This window comes from Streptomyces sp. NBC_01390 (genome assembly GCF_045040105.1).
GTDB lineage: Bacteria > Actinomycetota > Actinomycetes > Streptomycetales > Streptomycetaceae > Streptomyces.
The window spans coordinates 111,560-134,835 of sequence record NZ_CP109551.1 but is presented as its reverse complement, the minus strand read 5'-3'; the positions used below and the strand labels follow the sequence as shown (position 1 = coordinate 134,835).

The 23,276-nt window shown below is 67.3% G+C and carries 17 protein-coding genes and 5 pseudogenes; 10 read left to right on the top strand and 12 right to left on the bottom strand.

Going from position 1 to position 23,276, the window contains the following annotated elements; genetic code table 11:
* Positions 1-255 precede the first annotated feature (255 nt).
* The 4 genes and pseudogenes from OG241_RS00650 to OG241_RS00635 all read left to right on the top strand — a co-directional run.
* A pseudogene (locus OG241_RS00650) lies at positions 256-492 on the top strand (transposase); the annotation flags it as partial.
* Between the two features lie 4 nt (positions 493-496).
* Positions 497-2,344 (top strand): annotated as a pseudogene (locus OG241_RS00645) (3-hydroxyacyl-CoA dehydrogenase NAD-binding domain-containing protein); the annotation flags it as partial.
* Between the two features lie 244 nt (positions 2,345-2,588).
* Positions 2,589-3,629: pseudogene (locus OG241_RS00640) on the top strand (LLM class F420-dependent oxidoreductase).
* 692 nt (positions 3,630-4,321) lie between these two features.
* Positions 4,322-4,480: a hypothetical protein gene (locus tag OG241_RS00635; protein WP_405812766.1), complete on the top strand. Its 159-nt coding sequence runs from the start codon at positions 4,322-4,324 to the stop codon at positions 4,478-4,480.
* 53 nt (positions 4,481-4,533) lie between these two features.
* On the opposite strand, the gene OG241_RS00630 is transcribed toward OG241_RS00635, so the two are convergent.
* The 6 genes from OG241_RS00630 to OG241_RS00605 all read right to left on the bottom strand — a co-directional run bounded on the left by OG241_RS00630 (position 4,534) and on the right by OG241_RS00605 (position 11,437).
* Positions 4,534-5,418: a helix-turn-helix domain-containing protein gene (locus tag OG241_RS00630; RefSeq protein ID WP_405812764.1), complete on the bottom strand. Its 885-nt coding sequence runs from the start codon at positions 5,416-5,418 to the stop codon at positions 4,534-4,536.
* Between the two features lie 44 nt (positions 5,419-5,462).
* Entirely contained in the window at positions 5,463-7,124 is a 1,662-nt protein-coding gene (locus tag OG241_RS00625) for a CocE/NonD family hydrolase (protein WP_405825981.1), read from the bottom strand.
* Between the two features lie 30 nt (positions 7,125-7,154).
* Entirely contained in the window at positions 7,155-8,108 is a 954-nt protein-coding gene (locus tag OG241_RS00620) for an alpha/beta hydrolase (protein WP_405812763.1), read from the bottom strand.
* Positions 8,109-8,160: 52 nt separating this feature from the next.
* Complete coding sequence (locus OG241_RS00615) at positions 8,161-8,622, bottom strand: cupin domain-containing protein (protein WP_405825979.1); 462 nt, start codon at positions 8,620-8,622, stop codon at positions 8,161-8,163.
* Positions 8,623-8,624: 2 nt separating this feature from the next.
* Complete coding sequence (locus OG241_RS00610; RefSeq protein ID WP_405812762.1) at positions 8,625-9,149, bottom strand: nitroreductase family deazaflavin-dependent oxidoreductase; 525 nt, start codon at positions 9,147-9,149, stop codon at positions 8,625-8,627.
* A gap of 491 nt (positions 9,150-9,640) precedes the next feature.
* A complete protein-coding gene (locus OG241_RS00605; RefSeq protein WP_405812761.1) occupies positions 9,641-11,437 on the bottom strand; it encodes a serine/threonine protein kinase in 1,797 nt (598 codons plus the stop codon).
* 901 nt (positions 11,438-12,338) lie between these two features.
* On the opposite strand from OG241_RS00605, the gene OG241_RS00600 reads away from it, so the two are divergent.
* From OG241_RS00600 to OG241_RS00585, 4 genes are all read left to right on the top strand, one after another.
* Entirely contained in the window at positions 12,339-13,229 is an 891-nt protein-coding gene (locus tag OG241_RS00600; RefSeq protein ID WP_405812759.1) for a helix-turn-helix transcriptional regulator, read from the top strand.
* 64 nt (positions 13,230-13,293) lie between these two features.
* A protein-coding gene (locus tag OG241_RS00595) for an IS3 family transposase (RefSeq protein ID WP_405812709.1) occupies positions 13,294-14,474 on the top strand; the annotation gives its coding sequence in 2 pieces (ribosomal slippage) (positions 13,294-13,558 and positions 13,558-14,474; 1,182 coding nt in all).
* A 275-nt stretch (positions 14,475-14,749) separates the two neighbouring features.
* The gene (locus tag OG241_RS00590) at positions 14,750-15,193 is read left to right on the top strand and encodes a hypothetical protein (protein ID WP_405812758.1); all 444 of its coding nucleotides are present in this window, start codon (positions 14,750-14,752) and stop codon (positions 15,191-15,193) included.
* 79 nt (positions 15,194-15,272) lie between these two features.
* The gene (locus OG241_RS00585) at positions 15,273-16,001 is read left to right on the top strand and encodes a hypothetical protein (protein ID WP_405812757.1); all 729 of its coding nucleotides are present in this window, start codon (positions 15,273-15,275) and stop codon (positions 15,999-16,001) included.
* A gap of 782 nt (positions 16,002-16,783) precedes the next feature.
* Here OG241_RS00585 and OG241_RS00580 read toward each other — a convergent pair.
* The gene (locus OG241_RS00580; RefSeq protein ID WP_405812755.1) at positions 16,784-17,356 is read right to left on the bottom strand and encodes a TetR/AcrR family transcriptional regulator; all 573 of its coding nucleotides are present in this window, start codon (positions 17,354-17,356) and stop codon (positions 16,784-16,786) included.
* A gap of 62 nt (positions 17,357-17,418) precedes the next feature.
* Between OG241_RS00580 and OG241_RS00575 the strand changes: the two genes are divergently transcribed.
* The gene (locus OG241_RS00575) at positions 17,419-18,390 is read left to right on the top strand and encodes an SDR family NAD(P)-dependent oxidoreductase (protein ID WP_405812753.1); all 972 of its coding nucleotides are present in this window, start codon (positions 17,419-17,421) and stop codon (positions 18,388-18,390) included.
* Here the strand turns inward: OG241_RS00575 and OG241_RS00570 are convergent.
* The 3 genes and pseudogenes from OG241_RS00570 to OG241_RS00560 all read right to left on the bottom strand — a co-directional run.
* The gene (locus tag OG241_RS00570) at positions 18,317-18,829 is read right to left on the bottom strand and encodes a Tn3 family transposase (protein WP_405812752.1); all 513 of its coding nucleotides are present in this window, start codon (positions 18,827-18,829) and stop codon (positions 18,317-18,319) included. The two genes, OG241_RS00575 and OG241_RS00570, sit on opposite strands and share 74 nt — an antisense overlap.
* Positions 18,830-18,857: 28 nt before the next feature.
* A complete protein-coding gene (locus tag OG241_RS00565; RefSeq protein ID WP_405812607.1) occupies positions 18,858-20,147 on the bottom strand; it encodes an IS256 family transposase in 1,290 nt (429 codons plus the stop codon).
* 37 nt (positions 20,148-20,184) lie between these two features.
* Positions 20,185-20,630 (bottom strand): annotated as a pseudogene (locus OG241_RS00560) (Tn3 family transposase); the annotation flags it as partial.
* On the opposite strand from OG241_RS00560, the gene OG241_RS00555 reads away from it, so the two are divergent.
* Positions 20,629-21,162 carry a hypothetical protein gene (locus OG241_RS00555; RefSeq protein ID WP_405826880.1) on the top strand — a complete coding sequence of 178 codons (534 nt, stop codon included), beginning with the start codon at positions 20,629-20,631 and terminating at the stop codon, positions 21,160-21,162. The pseudogene OG241_RS00560 and the gene OG241_RS00555 sit on opposite strands and share 2 nt — an antisense overlap.
* Positions 21,163-21,273: 111 nt before the next feature.
* Here OG241_RS00555 and OG241_RS00550 read toward each other — a convergent pair.
* Both OG241_RS00550 and OG241_RS00545 read right to left on the bottom strand, forming a co-directional pair.
* A pseudogene (locus OG241_RS00550) lies at positions 21,274-21,585 on the bottom strand (ISAs1 family transposase); the annotation flags it as partial.
* Positions 21,586-21,856: 271 nt separating this feature from the next.
* Positions 21,857-22,546: a hemerythrin domain-containing protein gene (locus tag OG241_RS00545; protein WP_405812750.1), complete on the bottom strand. Its 690-nt coding sequence runs from the start codon at positions 22,544-22,546 to the stop codon at positions 21,857-21,859.
* Between the last annotated feature and the right edge of the window lie 730 nt (positions 22,547-23,276).

Here is a 23,276-nt window from a genome sequence, read left to right as displayed (position 1 = left end):
AGCAGCTGCAGAGAGGCATGGGCCCAGCACCACCGGCACGGCGTGGGTGACGGTGGTCCACCGCAGGGTGAAACCGACTCACCGGTGCCACACCGTCAGCCGGTCCATGCCGATACGCCGGTCGAGTCACGGTAGCGGGGCCGCCACGGCTGAGGTCTGTACGCTCACCGGTGTAATTGATGATCACGGAAGAGACATCAAGTGACTGACACCGTGACCGAGTTCGTGAACGCCGATGACCAGGCGGAATCGTCGCTGGAGAGTGCGGCGGTCGAGCAGAAGCTCATCGAGCAGCTTGTCGCGCAGGCCCGGAGCAAGGGTCTGCAGCTGACCGGCGAGGGCGGGCTGCTGCAGCAGCTGACCAAGACGGTTCTGGAGTCCGCCCTGGAGGGCGAGATCACCGGCCATCTCGGCTACGACAAGCACGACCCGGCGGGCAAGGACGGCGGCAACTCCCGCAACGGCACCCGCTCCAAGACCGTGCTGACCGACATCGGTCGCCGCTGTCAACGGAGCGGCGCTGGGCGGTGGCTTGGAGATCGCCCTGGCCTGCCACCACCGCATCGCCGCCGACACTCCCGGCTCCCGCATCGGGCTGCCGGAGGTGACTCTCGGTCTGCTGCCGGGCGGCGGCGGCGTGGTCCGCACGGTCCGGCTGCTGGGCATCCAGGACGCGTTGTCCAAGGTGCTGCTCCCGGGCCGGCGGTACCGGCCGCGCGCCGCGTACGAGACCGGCCTGGTGCACGAGGTCGTCGACACTGTCGAGGAGCTGCTGCCCCGGGCCAAGGAGTGGATCAGGGCCAACCCGCAGCCGGTGCAGCCCTGGGACGTCAAGGGCTTCAGGATCCCCGGCGGCACACCGTCCAGCCCTTCCCTCGCGGCGAGTCTGCCTGCCTTCCCCGCGCACCTGCGCAAGCAGCTCAAGGGCGCGCCGTTGCCGGCCCCGCGGGCGATCATGGCGGCTGCGGTCGAAGGCGCGCAGGTGGACTTCGACACGGCCCTGCTGGTCGAGACCCGCTACTTCACCGAACTCGCCACCGCTCAGGTCGCGAAGAACATGATCCAGGCCTTCTTCTTCGACATACAGCACATAGAGTCCGGCGGTTCCCGGCCCGCCGGGCATCCGGCGTCCACCTTCACGAAGGCTGGTGTGCTCGGCGCCGGGATGATGGGCGCGGGCATCGCCTACGTATGCGCGCGGTCGGGTCTGGATGTCGTCCTGAAGGATGTCTCGCCCGAATCCGCGGAGAAGGGCAAGGCCTACTCAGCCCGCCTGCTGGCCAAGGACGTACAGCGCGGCCGCAGCACACAGGCCGAGGCCGACCGGATCCTGGCCCGGATCACACCCACGGTCCTTGCGTCGGACCTGGCCGGCTGCGACGTGGTCATCGAGGCCGTGTACGAGAGCCAGGAGCTCAAGCACAAGGTGCTCGCCGAGACCGAGAAGTTCGTGGCACCGGACGCCCTTCTCGGCTCGAACACCTCCACCCTGCCGATCACCGGCCTGGCCCAGGGCGTCAAACGGCAGCAGGACTTCATCGGCCTGCACTTCTTCTCACCGGCGGAGAAGATGCCGCTTCTGGAGATCATCCGGGGGAAGGGCACCAGTGACGCCACGCTGGCCCGGGCGATCGACCTCGCACGGCAGATCGGCAAGACGCCGATCGTGGTCAATGACAGCCGCGGCTTCTTCACCAGCCGGGTGATCGGCACCTTTCTCGAGGAGGCCCTCGCCATGGTCGGCGAAGGAGTGCACCCCGCCTCCATCGAGCAGGCAGGCGCCCAGGCCGGCTACCCCGCTCCGCCGCTGCAGCTGGCGGACGAGCTCAGCCTCGTCCTGTGGCGCAAGGTCCGTGAGGAGAATGCGGAGACACTCCGGCGTGATGGCCTGGCCGTGCCCGAGTACGCTTCGGACGCGGTCGTCGGGCGGATGATCGAGGAGTTCGGTCGCGGAGGCCGGACCGCCGGTGCCGGTTTCTACACGTACGAAGAGGGCAAGCGCCTGCGGCTGTGGCCGGGGCTGCGGGAGCACTTCACCAAGGAAGGCGCCGAGATCCCGTTCGTGGACATGCAGGAACGCATGCTCTTCGCGGAGGCGCTGGAGACAGTGCGGTGCTTCGACGAGGGCGTACTCACCTCGGTCCCCGACGCCAACATCGGATCCATCCTGGGCATCGGCTTTCCCGCCTGGACCGGCGGCGTGATCCAGTACATCGACGGCTTCCCCGATGGTGTCGCCGGATTCGTCGCCCGCGCCAACGAACTCGCCGAGTGCTACGGCGACCGCTTCCTCCCGCCGGAGTCCCTGGTGGCGACGGCGGAGCGGGGCGGTACCGTCCGATGAAGCTGTCAGAAGCTCCAACTCAACTTGCGGCACTGACAACCTTGACGCACCGTCGGGTGATCGCAAAGGTGATTGGCAGTCTTCACCTCTGATTCCGTGAATGAAGCGCCGGATCGGCCTGCCGGAGGGAGGAGCTGGCTGGGTTTTTCCTTCTTGATCATCTGATGCTCAGTCAAAGTTGACAGCACCGTGTTAAAAGATCGTTCGATGAAATCTCAGTCGGACAGAAGATGAGGGCCTTCGCATGCGTATCGGTATGACACTGGATTACAGCGTCGACTTCATCGAATCGGTCCGTGCCGTAAGGGATTTCGAGGCGGCGGGGGTCGAGATCGCCTTCGTGTCGGAGGCCTACTCGTTCGACGCCGTCAGCCGACTGGGATACCTCGCGGCTCGTACCGAACGCCTTGAGATCGCCTCCGGGATCCTCCCGGTCTTCACCCGTACGCCGTCGCTCCTGGCGATGACCGCCGCCGGTCTGGACGACCTCTCCGGCGGACGGTTCACTCTGGGCCTCGGAGCGTCGGGACCGCAGGTGATCGAGGGCTTCCACGGGGTGCCGTAGGACGCGCCACTCAGCCGCACCCGCGAGGTGGTGGAGATCTGCCGTCAGGTGTGGCGGGGCGAACCGGTGGTGCATCCGGGCCCGAAGTACCCGCTTCCGCTTCCCGCCGAGCGGGGCACCGGGCTCGGCAAGCCCCTGAAACTCGTCAACAAGCCGGTCCGCTCCCGCATCCCCATCACCCTGGCGGCGATCGGACCGAAGAACGTCGAACTGACGGCCGAACTCGCCGAGGGCTGGCTGCCCGTGTTCTTCCATCCAGGAAAGGCCACCGAGGTGTGGGGAGCGGCACTGACAGCGGGGCTGGCCTGGCGCGATGCGGCACTGGGCACGCTCGACATCACGGTGGCGGCGCCTCTGGCCATCGGCGACGACGTGGAACACCTGCTGGACCGAGTGGGGCCGCAACTGGCCCTCTACATCGGGGGAATGGGCGCGAGGAACAAGAACTTCTACGCCCGGCTCGCCGGCCGTTACGGCTACGAACGGGAGGCGGCGCACATCCAGGACCTGTACTGGGCAGGAAAGAAGCAGGAGGCCGAAGCCGCCGTTCCCGAGGGACTGTTGCGGGCCATATCCCTGGTGGGGACGAAGGAGCAGATCGCCGCACAACTCGATGCCTTTGCTGCCGCCGGAGTGACGACCTTGTGCGTGAATCCGCTGGCCGGCACGCACGGGGAACGCCTCCACGCCGTCGAGCGACTGCGCGACATGCTGGGCTGACGCCTCGCGGGTAGCACGATGCGGGCGGAGAACCCTCAGAGGCATGGTTGCTCAGGCGAAATCAGTTGGCGGGCTTTCCGAACCAGCGGGAGAGGTGGTCGTCCGGGGCCTTCCACCGCCGAGCCGCCCGGGAGGGATGCCTTGCGCTGAGCTGTTCGGGTCCTGGCTGCGGATTGTGTGATCTTGTTCTTCATCGGCAGGGTCTGCTGCCTACAGGGCTTCCCTGAGTCCTGCGGGCGGCCCGTTTGTGGTGGTTGCAGGGCGAGTTGACGGACGGGGGCCTGCAGTAGGTGGTGACAGAGGCGCAGAGGATGTGCAGCCGGGTGGGGGCCGTACAGGGGCCGGGACGAGACGCTCGTGTCCAGGTCGACGGTGTCCCTGGGCCGATTCGTTGTCCCATTTGCTCGTTGCGCGGCATTGGCTGCGCTCCGCGGCGCGGTCAGTCGTGTACCGAGCCGACAGCGGACGCAGCAGACACCTGCGGTGGGTGCAGGCGTGAGCAGGGGGGACGTCGGCTGCGGACTGTGCCGTGGAGGCCTTTCCCTCCTGAGGGAGCGCCCCGGTGATGGAGGCGGGAGAGGAAACGGCCCGAGGAGAAAATGGCCAAGACACGTTACTGGTTATGGATCTCGGTATGACCGGAGAGGTCGGCTGGTCAGCAACTGAGGAACGCGGGCGGCGAAAGCCAGGAGTTGCAGCAGCCGGAAGACGCCGTCCGGACCCTGTCGGCCCAGCACGGTTCGCACTCGGCCAGAGCCAGTCCGGGCGACCGACTGCGCGGCCGGACCACCAGGGCCGCGGTCATCGTGGTCGCGAGGGACTCCGCGCCGAACTCGCTCAGCCGGGGCTGACCGCCGGTTGTGCCCCCCCGGGCCCGGCCGGAAGGAGGACGGTGTGCCGTCCGTCAGGCCCGCTCGGGCGTCCCGGTGAGAGCTGCAGCGGGGCACCGACCGCGCAGGCTGTCCAGCTTCTCGGCGTCGTCGGTTCCGTTGTCGGCCGAGTAGGTGACGATACGGAGGTCGGAGCCGGGGACCATGAGGACGTCGAGGTCGAGGGCCAGGTCACCGACCAGGGGGTGCTCGATGGTCTTGCGGTCGCCGCCGTGGAGGCCTGCGGTCCCGTTGGACCACAGGCGGGCGAAGCGGGAGCTGGTGTGCAGCAGCCGGTCGACGAGTGCGGTGAGACGGGCGTCGTGGGGGTAGACCGCTGCCGTGACCCGCAGGTCGGCGACGAGGGACTCCTCCTCGGCCTCGTCGCCCGCCCAGGAGCGTATCGGCCAGGCGGCGATGGAATCGACCCGGTGACCGCCGCTGGAACGGAACATCCCGGCGACGAGATTGCCCTGGTCCCAGCCGTAGGTACGGGGGTCGCCGAGGGTGGTGGTCCACATCCGGTTCCAGCTGACCAGCGTCCAGTCGGCGGCGTAGACCGCGACCGGCGCATCGCTCAGCTGCTGGACGAGCCGATGCACCCTCGGCGGCACATGCAGCGGTACACCGCCGCCGGCGGGCGGCGCGAGACTGGCGCAGCGGAACAGGTGGTCGCGCTCGGATGTGTTCAGCTGCAGGGCCCTGGCCAGGGCGGTGACGACCTGGGCGGAGGGATTGTGGGCGCGGCCCTGTTCGAGCCGCACCACGTAGTCGACCGACAGACCGGCCAGCCGGGCCAGTTCCTCGCGACGCAGACCGGGAATGCGCCGGGCGGCGTCGGTCTCCAGTCGGCTCGCCAGGGGCGAAAGGCGCTCCCGCCAGCCTCGCAGGGCGACGCCGAAGTGGTTCGTCGATGCCATGCAATCAGCATCGTTGGAATTCCCTGCCCGGACAGACCTTTTTCTCACTTCTGGGTAACGCCGGGAAGGCCTGGCGGTGCCCCCGGTACGGCCCTACCGGGGCGCGGGCGTTCGTGCAGGTGCAGCGCCGAGCGGTGCGACCGGTCGTGGTGGTAGGGGTCGGTCCCGGCTCTCTGGCCGTAGAAGTGGGTCATGGGGGCCTCGGCGATCAGTGAGTCCTGGTTGGTGATCTCCGGCCGGATGCGGTCGCCCGCACGGGCGAGGAACGACAGCGGCAGCATCTCGGTGTGGAGTTCGTAGACCTTCCCGGGCTGTACCGGCTCCAGGGCGTTGTGCAGGTGGAACGGGCGCATGTCGCTGGTGAGTTCCGGGTCCTCGGCACGGTGAGAGGCTCGCAGCCAGCCCTGGCTGACCTTGATCGGCGACCCGGTTCCGGGGCCGCCGGGCACGAGGCAGAGCTTGACGATGACGTCCATGTCGGCCTGGTCCGTGGAGGCGTACAGCGTCAGCGTGGCGTGGCCGGTGAACTCACGGTCCCCGGTCATGGGCGCGGTGGTGAAGGTGTTGACGCGTGCGACGTGGTCGGGGACGCCGTTTTTGTCGAGGACCGTGACGCCTGCCATCCATTCCGGGTCCGGGTACGACCAGGTGGTGGACGCCCGGTCCGAGGCCGGCCCGGTCTCGGTGAGCGTCCCGTCGTTGAGGGAGTGGACGGCACAGCTCTGCTCGCCCGCGAGGCGGAAGGTGCTGGTCCGCACGTCCGGGAGAGGCCAGGAGGACGCCGATCGGTAGGTGTCCTCGCCGTTGACGTAGAAGCGGACGTCGGGCTTGTCCATCGCGCCGTTGTCGGCGCTCTTGAGATGGTGGTCGTACCAGGGCAGCAGTTCCGTGCGGTGGAAGTCCTCGTCGACGTAGTACCGCTGCGCGGCAGCGAAGCTGTCGGGGTGGGTAACCAGCAGTTGCTTGGTTCCCCGCACGCGTTCGAAGCCGTAGAAGTTGCCGCGCAGGTGCAGCGCGGCCTTGCCCCACACTCCGATGGAGAACACGGGTATCTCTATCTCCGGCAGTTCCCAGAACGGTGAGCGGGGACGCTGCAACTCGTCGTCCAGGGGATGGGAGAGGACGTCGTAGACGAAGTCATGCTTGTCGCCGATGTGGAAGTCGATGCCGTCGATCTGGTTCTGGACCAGCACCGAGCCGGAGAGCCAGGTGCTCAGGAAGCCCTGGACCGGTATGCCGCCTTGGTCCATCCAGTCGCGGAACATGTCGGTGGCGCCGTCGTACGCGACGATCGTCCGCAGGTGCGGCGGGCGGGTGCGGGCGGCGTTCCACTGGCTCCAGCAGTAGTCGGACATGCCGATCATGCCGATCGCGCCGGTGGACCATGCCTCGGCCGCGACGTGCTCGATCATGTCGTGGATGGCCTCGCCCTCACCGCGCGCCACCGGGTCCCAGGTGCCCTCGGAGTGGCCGGTGCCGGGCACGTCCATGGCGACGTAGGCGTAGCCGTGGTTGAGATAGAGCTGGATGGGGCCGTACTCGATGAACGGGAACACGAGGACGACGGGAACGGCCCCTCGCTGTCGGCGGGAAGGTAGACGACGGCGAGAAGGTAGACGTCGGCGCGGACGAGATCTCGGGCGCGGGTGCGGACCTCGGTCTCGAAGGGCTCCACGTTCACATCGACCATGACGGTTGTGCTCCAGACTCTTCCGAAGTGTGCAGGGCGATCGCGGTCACGGCTGGAGCGCGGCGTCCGGCGTGGCGTCGGGTGCGGTGCCGTCGGCGGCTTTCGCGGCACGGGCCCAGCGGGTCCGGGTGAAGGCGGCGGCGGAGTCCAGTGCTTCGTCGGCTTCGTCGAGCAGGGCGGCGAACGCCTGGAAGACGTGGGGGACTTGGGGCCAGACTTGGAGTGCGACGGGTACGTCGTGGTCGGCGGCGCGTCCGGCCAGTCGTACGGCGTCGTCCAGCAGGATCTCGTGCGAACCCACTTGGATGAGCAGTGGGGGCAGGCCCGCGAGGTCGGCGAAGACGGGGCTGGCCAGCGGTTCGGTGCCGGGCGTCCGAGCGAGGTAGTCGCGGGCGCGGGTACGCAGGGCCTGCGGGGTAAGCGCGGGATCCAGACGGGCCTTGCCCGTCGCACTGGCGCCGGACACTGTGAGGTCGGCCCAGGGCGAGAACACCGTGGCCGACGCAGGCTGGGGCAGGCCCGCCTCCCTGGCCGCGACCAGCGTCGCGACGGTCAGGCCGCCGCCCGCGGACTCGCCGACGACGGCGATCCGGTCGGCGGGGATCGCCTGGTCGAGCAGCGCGCGGTACGCGGCCACCGCGTCCTCGACGGCCGCGGGGAACGGGTGCTCGGGGGCCAGCCGGTAGTCGACGCAGACAGCACGGGCACCGCAGCGCCGGGACACGTCCGCGGCCAGGCCCGCCGCGTCGGCCGCGGAACCGATGGCGTACGCACCGCCGTGAAAGTACAGCAGCACGCGGGACGGATCGCTGCCGGGTGTGTCGACGGTGACGACGGGTACGCCGCCGAGGTGCCCGGGGGCGGTCGTGACATCCGGGGGCAGCGGTATCGAGGTCATCATCTCGTGGAAGACGGCGCGCGCTTCGGCCACGTCGCCTCCGACGTCGAGCGGTGCGTGGCGGAGCATCTCGTCGAGGGCGCGGCGTTGTTGCCCGGACATGGCGGTGCCTTTCGTAGGGGGATGCGCGGGTGGAGCGTGGAGGTGCCGGCGCTCAGCGCGGCGGGCCGAGGATGATCTGTCCGTACAGGTCGGCGGCCTCGGCCATCCGGTCCTTGGAGATCTCGAATCCTTCGGGCCGGGGGGCCGACAGGTCGCGTCCGGCGTGCCGGAACATGCCCTCGATACCGCCCGGAGTGCAGATCATCAACAGGTCCGCGGTGTCCGAGGTGATCCGGTAGCCGTGCGGGACGTTCCTGGGCAGGTAGACGATGCCGCCCTCCGCCAGTTCCATCTCCTGGTCGTCCGACCACAGCAGCGCGGTGCCCTTGATGAGCATGAAGATCTCGTCCTCGCGGGTGTGCATGTGGTACGGCGGCGCCTCGCCCTTGGCGACGCTGAACCGCCCGACGGTCAGCTGGCCCTCGGTGGCCGCGCTGTCCAGGAGTACGGCGAACTGTCCTCCGTCGAGCCATTCGAGTTTCTGCTGCTGATCGGGCTGAGCGAGATAGGGCATGCTCACGACGACGTCCGTCCTGTGCGATCGGCGGGCGCTGTGCCCTCGCCGGTGGGAATGAGCGCGACGACGGGGATCACTCGTCGCGTCTTGCGCTGGTAAGCGGCGAAGCCCGGGTAACGGCGGGCCTGCTCCGCGAACGCGGTGTCGCGCTCGGCGCCGCGCAACTCCTCTGCCCGTACGGCGATTTCGTCGTCACCCACCTCGATCCGGACCTCGGGATGCGCGAGGAGGTTGTAGTACCAGTCCGGATTACGGTCGGAGCCCGCCTTGGAGGCGAAGACCAGATAACGGCCCTGATCGGCCAGGTACATCATCGGATTCACCCGGGCCGCGCCTGAGCGCGCCCCTATGGTGTGCAACAACAGCACCGGGGCCCCGGCGAACCCTCCACCCAACTGTCCGTGGTTCGCGCGGAACTCCTCGATATTGCGTTCGTTGAATCCGGCTGTGTCAGCCATTGACTCTCCGGCGGGGAGGGGGTGGACGGTCTGCGAGCCGGACAGCGCGCGGTGCGCCGTGCCCATGCCCTGCCCAGGCCGGGGCTCCGGGCTCGGATCTTCATGGTCCTCTGCGGGAACCCGACGCCACCAGACGCGAGGCTGGGACCAGCAGTACCACCTGACAGTTTCCGAGCCTCGGGGCCGACGGGCCGACCAGGACGGTTCTGGCCTCGGGACTACACGGCCCGACACCGTGCCGCGGGAGGCCGCCGAGTACTTCGGTGAGACCGGACGCGGGCAGAGAGGAACCGATGAGACAGGGAATACCCGCGATACGGCGTGCCGGGCGGCCTCCCGTCGAGTGGTGCATCCGGTCAGCCGGCCGTTATCGCTCGCTGAGTGAGGGCAGGCCATCGCGCAAGTCTCCCTGGTGAACGGGCAGTTCGGCCGGAGGAGGGCGCGATGGCCTGGTCCCGTTCCGACCTGCTGCGGCTCCTGGAGTCGACACGTACGGCAGACGGTGTTGAGACGATAAGGGTGCTGTGCGAGCGCATGCTGACGCCCAGCCTGCCTGGTCATCGGAGTGTCCAGGCCTGGTTGTCCCAGCCGCTGCATTCCCACAGGACCACCACTGTGCCGCTCGTGCCGCCGAAAACGGTGACGCATTTCTGTGACTGATCGGCCACCAACTCTGTGCCGGAGAAGTGGAATCGCTGGTCGGCGTCTCCGCTGCAGCCGGTCAGCTGGATCTCGGTCCGGTCCTCGCTCGCTCCGCCGGCCACGGTCATGCATTTCCCCAACGAGCGGAAGGTGCCGCCCGATCCGGTCTGCCAGCGTTGCCCCGCGGAGCCGTCGCAGGCGACATGGACCAGCTGGATTCCCTCGGTCCCGGCGCCGCCGCTCAGGCACTTCTGCGTGGCGGGGACCACCAGGGCACGGCCGACGGCCGGGTCGACCGTTGCACCGGATCCGCTTTCCTCGGATCCGGCATTGCCTCCGGACTCCGGCTCTGAGTCCTGCTGCACGGTTGTGGACGTCGGCTTCGAAGAGGTGTGCGGCGTCGGAGACTTGGCGCCGGAACTCGCGGAGCGGGACGCCGTGGGGGAGGAGACCGTGGGTGCGGATGTGTCCGTGGACTGCTGGGTGGGGTTGTCGGCCGCGAGCGGGCCGTCGGACGCGGGGGCGCTGACGCTGCTCTTCCCCGTTGGCAGGTTGGTCAGCAGTACGGCGATCGTGATCAACAGCGCCGTGGCGACGGCCGCGGCGAGCACGACCGGCTTCTTCGAACGGCCTGGGGGCCGGTGCGCCTGTTGGTCGGTCGTATCGGGCTGTGGAGGTTCTACGGGTGGCTCGGCTGCGGAGGCATCGTCGGTTCCGCGGTCCGCGTTGAACCCCGATGGCGATGGCGATGGCGATGGCGATGGCGATGGCGATGGCGATGGCGATGGCGATGGCGATGCGGACTCGGGCACTGGGTTCGCGGCCGGAGCCGGAGCCGGAGCGTCGTCGGCCACGGCCACGGGGTGGGCGGCGGGTGGAACAACAGAGGGCCCCGCTGCGCCTGCCGGTCTTCGCAGCATGCGTTCGGCGTCCTCGGCCGACAGCCGGTCGGCCGGTTTGGCCACGAGCAGGCCCTGGATCAGCGGGGTGAGGGGCCCGGCGCGGCGCACCTCGGGGGCCGGCTCCATGGCGATGGCGTACATCGTCTGCGCCGCAGATTTCCGGAGGAACGGTGAGCGGCCCTCGACGGCCTCGAAGAGCATTGCGCCCAGCGCCCACAGGTCGGCCTCCGGCCCCGGTTCGGCGCCGACGAGGCGTTCGGGGGCCATGAAGTCGACCGACCCCACGAGTTGGCCGGTGCGGGTGAGCGCCGAGGTCTCGACGGCCTGGGCGATGCCGAAGTCGGTGAGGACCACGCGGCCGTCCTCGGCGAGCAGCACGTTGGCCGGTTTCACATCCCGGTGCAGGACCCCTGCCCGGTGCGCGGCCCGCAACGCGGCGATCACGCCCCGGCCGATCCGGGCGACCTCGTCGAGCGGGACCGTGCCGTACTCCTTGATCCGGTCGGCGAGGGTGGTGGAGCGCACGTACTCCATCACGATGGTGGGCCGGCCCTCGTCGTCCACGACGTCGTGGACGACAACGACGTTCGGGTGGCTGATCCGGGCGGCGCTGCGCGCCTCGCGCCGGGCGCGTTCGAAGAGGGTGGCGAGTTCGGCGTCGGCGAGTTGGGGCTGGGAGTGGAGCTTCTTCACGGCGACCTGGCGGCCGAGGAGTTCGTCGTGGGCGCGCCAGACGGTGGCCATGCCGCCCCGGCCGATGCGGTCGAGGATGAGGTATCGGCCGGCGATCAGCCGTCCTTCGTCGGACACCGTGGGTTCCTTTTCTCTGCTTCAGACCGATCCGGCCGACGGCGCCACGGGGTTCCTCCGGCCGACCGCACGCCCAACGGCCCTTCGCCTACGACTGGTTGAGGAGCATTTTGGCAGCGAAGGGCCCGGAAGCAGCCGCTTTCCACGGCGCGTCGGGCCCGGTTGTCGCGCGCGGGGCGACTCCAGGGCTGTTGGTCGGTTCCATGAGGAGCATGGCCCCGGCCGCGAGCGGGGCGGCGCCGCCGTCTCACGTCATGAAGATCCGACGACCGTGGTCGACGAACTCGCCGGGCCCTTCGCGTGCCGATCATCCTCTACGGGGGCGGCAGCGGCCTAGGGGGCAGGGTAGGTACAAGCAGTACCACCCACGGCGTTGCTCCAACCAACTCCAAGGGCAGGGCTAGGGCGAAGGCGAGCGTGGTCTTGCCTGCCCCGCTGGATCCGGTCAGCTTGAGCAACATCTGGCCAGGGTGACAGCCCGCAAAGGCCTTCTCGACTGGTTTGCGGGCCCCCACCGGCCCTCGGCTTTCGTCGGATTCCTACAGCCACTCGTTGATGGTGGCGACCAGTACGGTCGCTTCGTAACGGACGGCAAGCCTGTCGTATCTCGCGGCGATGCGGTGTCTTGTGAGGCGGTTGATGCCGCACTCCACCGCGTGGCGTTCCTTGTAGTCGACCGGGTCGAACTTCGGCGGACGGCCGCCGCGAGAACCGCGCTTCTTGCGGTTGGCGATCTGATCGCGCTTCTCCGGAATGGTGCCCCGACGCGTCCGGCGACGCTCTGCCGTACGGCGGGCCGTATCCCGACCCGGGCGGTCAGGACTCGACTCCGTGTAACAGATCCGTTATGCGGTAACACAAGCTTCGTGTCGTCCGTGGCATCTGGACGACGATGGTCCGCATGGCGACGATGAATCACTTTGGCATGACTCTGCGCGGCTGGCGTGAGCGTATGTCACCGCAGGACATTGGCCTGGAGGCCGGCGGGGAGCGGCGCGTCCCTGGACTGCGTCGTGAAGAACTGGCCCGTCTGGCAGGCATATCGGTCGACTACCTGGTGCTGCTGGAACAGGGCCGCGCTCGCAACCCCTCGGCCCAAGTGGTCACCGCTCTGGCCAGAGCACTGCGCCTCGACCCGTCCGAGCGTGACCATCTGTTCCGCTGCGCCCAACTCGCACCGCCCTCCGCCGGGAACGTCTCCAGAGACATACCCCCGAGCGTGCAGCGACTGGTCCATCAGTTGGGAGCGACTCCCGCCGGGATCTTCGCCGCTGACTGGACCCTCATCGGCTGGAACAAGATGTGGACGGCCACGGCCGGCGATCCCCGCGCGTACGGCTGGGAGGGACGCAATCTCGTCGCCGGGATGTTCCAGACGAGAGCCAACCGAGACCGTGACCCGATTGCGGCATATCCCGTCTGGTCATGGAGAGGCAGCGAAGCGGAAGAGGAGGACCTCGTCGCCGACCTGCGTGTGACGGCGGCCGCCCATCCCCAGGACGAACGTCTTGCCTCACTCGTCGAAGGCATGCTTCGACGGGAACCAGCGTTCACCCGACTGTGGTTCAACGGCACTGCCACCCCCTGGGCCGGCGACCGCAAGACCATCGAACATCCACGGGTGGGTGACATCACCCTCGACGTCGATGTCCTGATGCCTGCCGGCACCGACCTCCGGATCCTCACGTGTGCGGCTGCGGCCGAGACCACTGACGCAGAGAAGCTGGATGCTCTACGTGCGGCCTGTCATCTGCCGGGAAACAGCCTGACCCGCCCTGATCCAGAGGTCTGAGGGGCCCCGAAGTTTCCGGACAGGCACCCAATAGGGTTGTCCTGGACAAGGAAACGAGGAAGAAGTGGCGCCACCCAGTAAGTACTCGCCGGAGTTCCGTGAGGAAGCCGTCCAGATCGCGTTGAGGTCGAGCAAGACGATCTCCGAAGTCGCCCGGGAGCTTGAGCTGAACTCGGAGACGCTACGCGGCTGGGTGAAGAAGCATCAGAAGCAGCAGGAACCGGCTCCCGACGCGGAACTGACGGTGAACGAGCGGGCACGCCTGAGGGAACTCGAACGACGTAACCGTGAGCTGGAGATGGAAAATTCTTTCCTGAAAAAAGCCGCAGCGTACTTCGCGAAGGATCCCCGGTAGCAGGCAAGTACGAGTTCATCGACGAGATGCGGCTCGACACCGAGGAGTACGCATACAGCGTCGAGTTCATGTGCGGTCGGCTCGGCGTATCCAGATCCGGCTACTACGACTGGAGATCCCGCCCGGAATCCGCGACAGTCCAGCGGCGCGAAGAATTGAAACTGCTCATCGAGAAGGTCTTCGACATGTCCGACAGCACCTACGGGCACCGGCGCGTCCAGGCCCAGCTGGACCGCTGGGGCGTCGCCGCGGGCGTGGAGCTGGTCCGCCGCCTCATGCGTGAACTGGACCTGGTGCCTTGCCAGCCACGCCCGAAGAGGTTCAACCTCACTCAGACTGCGGCTGGCTTGGTGCCAGACCTCGTCGGCCGCGACTTCACCGCGGCTGCGCCTGGTGAAAAGCTCGTCGGCGACATTACCTATATCGCGACCGGGGAAGGCTGGCTGTACCTCGCGACAGTCATCGACTGTTGCACGAAGGAAGTGATCGGCTACGCAATGGACGACCACTACCAAACTCCGTTGATATCCAGGGCGATCCGCAACGCGGCACGGAACAGGAAGCTCTCGGCCGGCGCGATATTTCACTCCGACCGGGGCAGCAACTACATGTCATCCGAGTTCGGGAGGACGCTCGACCGGTTCGGGCTCCGCAGATCATCTGGCCGCACCGGAATCTGTTTCGACAACGCCATGGCCGAATCATTTTTCGGCGCCCTGAAGAATGAGCGCGTATCAAGGGTGACTTACCTGACCCGCGAGGCCGCCCGGCAGGACATCACTCGCTACATCGAATTCTGGTACAATCGCAAGCGCCTCCACTCGGCGGTGGGTTACCGCCCTCCGCGCGAAGTCCACGCCGAGTACGAGAAGTTGCGAATCGCCGCATGAAATAGACGGTCAGAAGCCTGTCCGGAAACCGCGAGACCCCTCAGTCTCCAGCCCTGATCGAGGACTGTGACCCGGCTACCGGCCGGCCTCACCTACCCCTGCTTGTCGCTGTGCAACTGACGATCACCGATGGGTGTGGCTCTCGGCTCATACAAGATTTTCGTAAGCTCAGTCACGGCAGCTGTAGTTCGTGAGGCGTGAGACGTCGTCGCCGGTCAGCAGGGTGGGTGGGGTGTCTGCCGGCAGAGGTACGGCCACCTGCATCGTGATCGTTTGTGACGACGAGTCAAGACTCGGTGGCCGTGCGGGCCACGTCAGCGCACGCTCTGTGGGGCGAGTTCTTCGACGGGGTCAGCGCGGTCTGCCGTCGTTGGCGCGTCGAGGAGGACTTCCAGCAGGCCAAGGGCCTGGCCCACCTCGACACCGGCCAGGTCACCTGCTGGACATCCTGGCACCGCTGGAGCCTGATGAGCATGCTCGCCCACACCCTCCTCGCCGTCGGGGCCCTCCACGAGCGGCAACGCGACCGGGCCGAACTCGCCGACGAGTTGGCCATGGTGCCCGTCAGTCCGCGTGAACTCCTCGCCCTGTTCCGGGTGTTCGCCCTGCCCCGGCCCCACCAGGACACCGACCCGGCGCATGCCCTGCGCTGGTCACACTGGCGCCGCACCGACACCAGCATCGAGCAGCCGACTGCCACCGCCGCTGGAACAACGTGACGGCAGTGGCCATCGCATGACAGGAACGTGCCGACGCACGGTAGGTGTCACCAGCGGCCGGCCAGGCAGACTGTGCGGGATGGACAACTATCGACCGGTGGACCGGGATCCCGCTCCCGAATGGTATGGACGCCTGCGCGTGCAGACCGTCGATCTCGGCCCGGCCCGCTGGCTCACCGAGCGTGTCCCAGAGCACGGCAACTTCGGAACGGTGGCGGGCGTCGCCGCGCCCGGATTCGCCGCTTACGCCCGGGTTCTGCATCCCGCTTCCCTGAGTGAGCGGCCGGTGCGGTGGACGGCGGTGGCTGCCGCCTACCAGCGCGAGGTGACACCGGGCACAGACTGGCATGAGCTGATCGGCATGGACCGCGACTACCACAACACCGCCGGGTACGGCCTGCCCGGTGTCTGGGACGAGCATCCGACGGAAGGTCCGACTCCGCCCGCTGTCGCCCAGTCCCTGATCCCCATCCTGGCTCGGCACACCCGGACTTCCGAGCGCTGCTGGTTCGGTTTGTGGAGCGGCTACGGACGGTGGGACTTCGGCCAAGTCCCTTCCTTCGAGACTCCCGGCCGGGACGAAGTGCTGCTTGCCGGGACGCTGGCCGATGCCGTCTCGCCGGTGTCTCTGGACGAGTTCGCCGAACTGCCCGACCTCTGGTGGCCACAGGACCGTGCCTGGTGCCTGGGCGGTGACGTGGACTTGGTAAGTACCTACGTCGGCGGGCACCAGGCACTGATCGCCGATCTGCTGGCCGCTCCGGAGCTGGAGACGCACCCGGTGGCGCACTGCGACGGGGTTGGCTGAACCCCGCCGCAGACGGCTGGGAGTTACCAGGTGCAGCGCTCTCTCTCACGAACTACAGCTGCCGTGTCAGTGCTGCGGTGGTCAGCAACGCGGCGCGGACGCCGGGGACGAACTGGCCGGGTATGGACGGGGCACCTTGGTGAAGCGGCCGATGCGGTAAGTGCCGGCGACCGCCCCGGAGCGTGAGCGTCAGCGTCAGCCTGGCTGAGCGTTACAACGTGGGCAGGGGCGGCGCTCGACGTCGTCCGCTTCGGACGTGGGTGCGATCTGAGGTTCCGTCATGACCCTGTGTGCTGCCACAAAAATTTCCCAGAACGCGCCTGGTTCCACTTTTGAGTGAGAACGAGTTGCGACAGTGAATCCGCGACCCGGACCGCTCCCGCCGACTGTTCTTGGTCTTGCTCCGAGAAAGGGATCATTTGTGAGAAGCCGCGTCACAGCTTCACGGTGAGTGATTGGTGCTGGCCAGAACAGACGTTGCCTCTTCGTCGTATGTCTCAGCGACGCCCCTTCGAGGCGCAGACCGCTCAGCACAAGGGCGACGTCGAGGTACCGATCGGCGCGCTGTACCAGTCGATGACGGAGAACCGCATGCTGCGTCGGCAGCTGCCTTTGAGGGCGCTGACGCGGTCCGGCACGGTGCACGCAGCCGAGGGCCACACTCACCGGACGGCCGGTGCTGTCCGGCCTCGCGTGATCTGCCGAGCCGGCTTTGATGGGCGGACCGGGGCTTGGCCCGTCGCGTCCGAGACCGCGGTCGTAGGAGGAAGCCGGGAGCGTTGTCAGCCCACCAGGAGACCGATGGCGACCTTCAGCCGTTCGAGGTAGAACTCCCGTGATGGGGCCTGATGCTTGAGGCCGATCGATGCGCTGATCATCGTCTGTGCGACAAAGGAGGCCGCCTCATGTCCTGACTCGACGGCGATCGCGTCGGTGATCAGTTCCTCGAAACGTCGCGGCGTGGTCTCGACGATCTCCCCGAGGAGGTCGGGATTGTCCTCGATAACCGCCGCGACATCGCGCGTCAGCGGGCCGATATAGCGGCCCGCCCACTGGTCGAACGCTTCGACGAGGCGCTCTGAAAGGGGGCGGCCGCTGTCGGCCAGGACCTGTTCGACCGCGGTGATGTCCCGCTCCAGGGCCTGGGTGACCGCAGCACGGAACAGGGTCTCCTTCGAGGAAAAGAGGAAGTAGAGCCCGGGCCGGGAGATGCGCGCCGCCCGCGCCACCTCCTCCATTGAGGTCTTCCGGTAACCGAATCGCGCGAACGTGGCCATGGTGGACTCCAGAACCATGCTTCGACGGTCGGCATCAGCGACTGTCGACGGCGGGTGGCCAGCGTCGGGACTGCTCATGGAACGAGCATACGAGCGAGAACCGCACTATACAAATTTAGTCTAGTGCGTATAGTCGCGCCATGAACACTCGCAAACTCATCTCCACGCCCTTCACCGCCTCCAGCGCCGCGGACGAGGTGCTGCGGGGCGCCGATCTCACCGGCGTCCGCGCGATCGTGACGGGAGCCTCCTCCGGACTCGGGATCGAGAAGGCTCGGGTGCTGACCGCTGCCGGGGCGGAAGTGACGCTCGCCGTCCGGAACACGACCGCAGGTGACGCCGTCGCCGAGGCGATCGAGAAGTCGACCGGAGGGATCCGGCCCCGAGTCGTCCGGCTGGACCTCGCCGACCGGACCACCGTCACACAGTTCGTCGACGCGTGGAGCGGCCCGCTTCACCTGCTGATCAACAACGCGGGCGTAGTCACCAGCGGCCTCGAACGAACGCGTGAGGGCTGGGAGCTGCAATTCGCGACCAACCATCTCGGCCACTTCGCTCTGGCAACCGGCCTTCACGACGCCCTGGCCCTGGGAGCGTCCGACCGCGACGGAGCACGCATCGTCTCGGTCAGTTCGACGGCGCACATGCGTTCCGGCATCGACTTCGACGACCTCCACTTCGAGCGTCGCGACTACGACCCGCAGATTGCCTACGCCCAGTCGAAGACGGCGAACTCGCTCTTCGCCGTCGAGGCGACCCGCCTCTGGGCGTCCGACGGCATCGTCGCCAATGCGGTGAACCCCGGTGGTATCGCGACGGGACTGCAGCGGAACTTCACAACAGAACAGAAGGAGTCGCTCGACGCGGCCGAGGCCGCCGGAGTCTTCACCTACAAGACGGTCGAGCAGGGAGCCGCCACCAGCATCGTCGCGGCCGTCGCCCCCGAGTTCGCTCACTCCGGAGGCCACTACCTCGACGATGCGCAAGAGGCCTACACCGTGCGGAACGACGCCGCCCTCGCGCAGCACCCGCACGGTGTCAAGGAATGGGCGCTCGATCCCGCCACTGCCAAACGCCTCTGGACCGTCTCGACCAACCTGCTCCGCGTCTGACCTCAGCTCGGAGCGCCGACCAACTCGCCCTGTGGACTGCGCGGGCCGGGCACCGTGGCCCCGGTGGCCGCGAGGTCCAGGTCAGACGGCTGTTCATACCCAGTTCGAACCGGCCATATGGGTTCACATAGGTCCAGAACAGCGGTGACAGCCCTCGCCGGTCCGCCTCGGTGAGCGTGTCCGCCCACTTCGGGTCGGCCAGAACCTGCTGGACGAGCAAGGTATTGGCATGCACGAGACTGCTCTGCAAAAGATGCAGGGCGAGCATGGAGACCTCCTGGCTCTCCTTGTCCGCACCCGTCAGGTCGCCGTCCTTACCGTAGAGCAGGTCGGAGTTCGCCGAGTTCCAGTTCTCCACCACCTGCAAGCCCCCGCCGATCTCTTTGCGCATCTGCGCATCCGACAGGTAGCAGCAGATGAACGCCGTGGGGTCTGTCAAACGAGCGGTGTAACTGGGGTTGTTGGAGTTACTGACGGGCTGCCGAGAGGCGGCCGTCGAAGGTGATGTCGAAGGCGTTGAGTGCGGTCTTCCAGCGCATGGTCCAGCGGGCTTGTCCCTTGCCGGTGGGGTCCAGGGACGTGATGGCCATGTAGACGCACTTCAATGCGGCCTGCTCGGTGGGGAAATGTCCGCGGGCTTTGACCGCCCGCCGGATCCTGGCGTTGACGGACTCGATCGCGTTGGTGGTGCAGACGATGCGCCGGATCTCGGTGTCGAAGCGGAGGAACGGGGTGAACTCCTCCCACGCGTTCTCCCAGAGCCGCACGATCGCCGGATACTTCCGGCCCCAGGCATCGGCGAACTCGGCGAACCGCTCGAGTGCGGCCTCCTCGGTCGCCGCGGTGTAGACGGGCTTGAGGACGCGGGCGATCTTGTCCCAGTCCTGGCGGGCGGCATAACGGAATGAGTTCCGCAGCAGGTGCACCACGCAGGTCTGGACCGTGGTGCGGGGCCAGACGGCCTCGACCGCGTCAGGCAGGCCCTTGAGCCCGTCGCAGACCAGCATGAGGACGTCGTTCACACCGCGATTCTTGATCTCGGTGAGGATGTGCATCCAGTGCTTGGCGCCCTCGCCGCCGTCGCCCGCCCACAGCCCGAGGATGTCCCGCCGACCCTCGACAGTGACCGCCAGGGCCACGTAAATGGGCCTGTTGGCAACCGCCCCGTCACGGATCTTCACGTGGATGGCGTCAATGAAGATCACGGGATAGACGGCGTCGAGGGGCCGGTTCTGCCATTCGGCCATCCCGTCGAGAACCTTGTCGGTGATCGTTGAGATCGTCTGCCGGGACACCTCGGCCCCATAGACTTCGGCCAGGTGGGCCTGGACCTCACCGGTCGTCAGGCCCTTCGCCGCGAGCGAGATGACCATCTCGTCCACGCCGGACAGACGCTTCTGCCGCTTCTTGACGATCTTCGGCTCGAAGCTGCCTTCCCGGTCGCGGGGCACGGCTATCTCCACCGGGCCGACATCGGTCAACACGGTCTTGGCCCGGGTGCCGTTCCGTGAGTTGCCGCCGTTCTTCCCGGCCGGATCGTGTTTGTCATAGCCGAGATGGTCGGTGATCTCACCCTCGAGAGCGGACTCCAGGAGCCGCTTGGTCAGCTGCTGGAGCAGCCCGCCCTCGCCGGTCAGCTGAAGGCCCTCGGCCTGAGCCCGGCCCACCAGCTCGTCAATCAGTCGGTTGTCCACAGACTTCGCCGGCGCCTCAGACGGCTCGACGGCCTCGGGCTCAGTCACGTTGTTGCTGGTCATCGATGCATCTTCCATGATCGGGAGTTACACCGAACGTTTTACAGTCCCACGCCGTGCGCACCATGCGCCCCAGCTCCTCGATCGCCTGGTAGGTCGGTGCTTGGGGCCGCCCTTTGTGAAGCGGCGCAGGACCTGTTCGGCCTCGGCGCTGCCCACCCTGAGCGTGGTGGTGTACTTCACGATCTGGTCGTACTGCCGGGCGATGAGGTCCCAGTCGATGGTGCGGGTGGAGAGTACCGGGGCCAGGTTCGGTCAGTTCTTGTCCTCGCCCGCGGCTGGCCGGTACAGCCTCGCCCGCCCGATGTTCTTCAGCCTCGGCATCAGCTTGAAGTCCAGCAAGTGCGCGAACGCGAACCCGACGATGGAGGCACCGTGGGTGTCGGTGTACTGCCGGTCGACCTCCATGTCGGTGCAGTGCCGCAGCACGTCCTCGATCATCGAGGCGACCTCGGAGGCCGAACAGGACTTCAGCTGGCTGTAGATGCGGCGAGACCTTGATCCATCCCTTACCGTTCTTCTTGACGATCGCCACCCCGCCCGTAGCGTCCTGCGCGAGCGCGGCCTCGAACCGGTCCAGGGCCTCGCGGTGTGTCCTCTGCAACTCCGCGATGTGGCGCTGGGCGAGGAAGCCTTCGAGGTCGTCGGCAAGCTTGAGGTAGGCATCACGGTCGGCGAGCTGGGCGTCCAGCGCGTCGAATTGGCCGCGCAGGTTGCTCTCCCGGGCCCGCAGGCCGGGCATCCTGGCCCACAGTTCATCGAGGGTGATCAGCTGTTCCTGGAACGCTTCGATCATGCGCGTGATTGTTTCCGTGGCCTTGGCCAGGGCCAGTTCGAGTCGGCTGCGCTGGCGGGTGGCGGGGTCGCTGGTGCGGGCGCGGTCCAGCCGCTTGTCGATCTCGGACCGTATCAGGTGCGGGTCGGCGATCATGCCGATGATGTGGTCCCAGACGACGCTGTCGAGGTAGTCGGCGCGGACGGGCTTGTGCCTCAAACAGCAATGGCGAACAACTGCTGAAGCAGGTGCGTCGAAGGGCCTGGAGAGGGTTCGTGAAAGGAAGGTGTGACCGTTGCGAGAGCCGTGAGGACGGTTCGGACCGGACCCGGACTACACAGGATGAGGAGCCAGCACACGGTAGCGGCCAAGGAGTGGGAGGTTGGGCAGCCCGAGGGCGGGCAGTTCCTCCGGCGTCGCACGCCGGCACCACTCCGCCGCCGCGGTGATCGAGTCGTGGTCGGACGGGGTCATCGCGCAGACCACCAGGGCCGGCAGCGAGGAGAGCCGGTACCGCACTCCGCAAGCCCCCCTCGGATCACAGACCGACTCGAACTCGGCGACCAGGCAGCGGACTTGCTCCTTGGCGGCACCCTCGCCGAGGCCTTCCAGGCAGGGCGCATGAGGCCTGGGGACAGCGACTGGGGATGATGGAGGAACGAACACGGCACCTTCGTGGATCTTGCAGCGTAGAGAACCACATGATCCACGGGCGCCGTGTTCACCTGCTTCCGGGACCCACCACCAAGATCAACACCCCAGCCGGGGCGATCTGGGCACTCGACGGGGCCCAGGGGGATCACCCGGGAGGCGATGACGGAGATCCAGTCCGGCGACGAGACGGTCGCGGAGCCCGGGTCAGGGCCGGGGCCGCAGGCCGACGGAAGCGTCAGACGGCAGTCCGCCCGCGTCGGAGAACTCGTGCTCGTCCTTCACGTCAGGCGCTCGCGCGGGGCGGGGTAGGGGTCCCGTGGACCTTTTTCGCGTGAGACCGGAAGAGGCGGCGGCTGATGACGGGCATGATGAGACGGAGGGGAAGAGGAGCGCCCATCAGGACGCCCTTCATGACCTCGGGATCGCCTTCGTAAAGCGCCAGTCCGAGGCCCAGCGGCAGGTTCTTCTTGGGTGTCTCGGCCAGGGCGTGCTCGCTGAACTCGTGCCACTCCTTGGCGGTGATGTACTTCGCCGCGAGCGGCAGGATCTTCTTCTCCTCGAGGCCCATGTGCTCGAAAAGGACCTCGTTGAGCCGTTCGCAGGTGGCGGCGACCGTTTCGCCCTCGCCCGAGGAGGCGTTGGAACGCCAGGACTTCAGCTGCGCGATCAGTTCGTCGCAAAGAGTGTGCATCCTCCCGTGGTGCTCCTCCATCAGGTGGACCACCGGAGCGATCTCCTCGCTGACGCGCTCCAGCAGCCTGGGCCACACCAGCAGGTCCTCGCCCTCGTGGTGGGTCAGCAACATCCCGAGGACGATGTCGAGATGCGCTGCCACAATTTTGGAGCGTGTGGTGTCACCGTTGCTGACACCGCGTATGAGCCCCGGGGCGAGGCCGAACTCGCGGCGGAACACGGTGTGCGCGACATACATGTCGCGCACATCGGCCATGGGAACGTCGGTTGCCGTACTCATAAGTGCCTGTCGCTTTCCTAAGGGAGGGATTATCTGAGAGGGTGCGAATGGATTGTGACGCACTGCGTGCACCCGGCGATTTTGAATGCTATCGGCACCTGTGGCAACTAACTCAAATCCTTGCGGAGTTGTGCGCGATCGTACCTTTTTGCATGCGGCTCTTCTGAAGTGAGGTAGCCGGTCAGGCCAGGGCGGTTGCAAATTCCGGGGTCGTGCGGCTGGGCGGGTTGTGAGCAGGTGGGGCGCATAGCAGAGCAGGCACGGGCTTCGTGATCATTACGGTTTCTAAGCCTCAGATTCGGTTGTACAACGGCTTCTGGCAGTCTCCGGTTCGGGGTCTGCGGCGCTGCGGGGCCAGCTACTCGCCGGATCCTTTGCGTGCCTGATCTTCCTCCAGTAGACACGGCAGCTGCCAGTCGCGGGGGTAGCAACAGCAGTACTACCCCCGGTTCTGGCCGCTGGTCGTTATCTCTGACGAAACTGTGAGAGAAATTGAGCCTGCATAATTCGGCAGACAGGTGTACCCCAAGTGGTGTCGGGTGCCTCTTCCTGGGACCGGCACAGCGATGTCCAGAACCGTGCTTCCACACCCCCGTGCTCATCCCCCACGCAGGCGCGTCCCACCTCTCCCGCCGCCTGGCCGGACCGATCGCGCCCGTGCTCGCAGCCGCGCTGCAACTCCCCGACACCGTCACTGACGCACACACGCACTGATCACACGCTGCGCCCT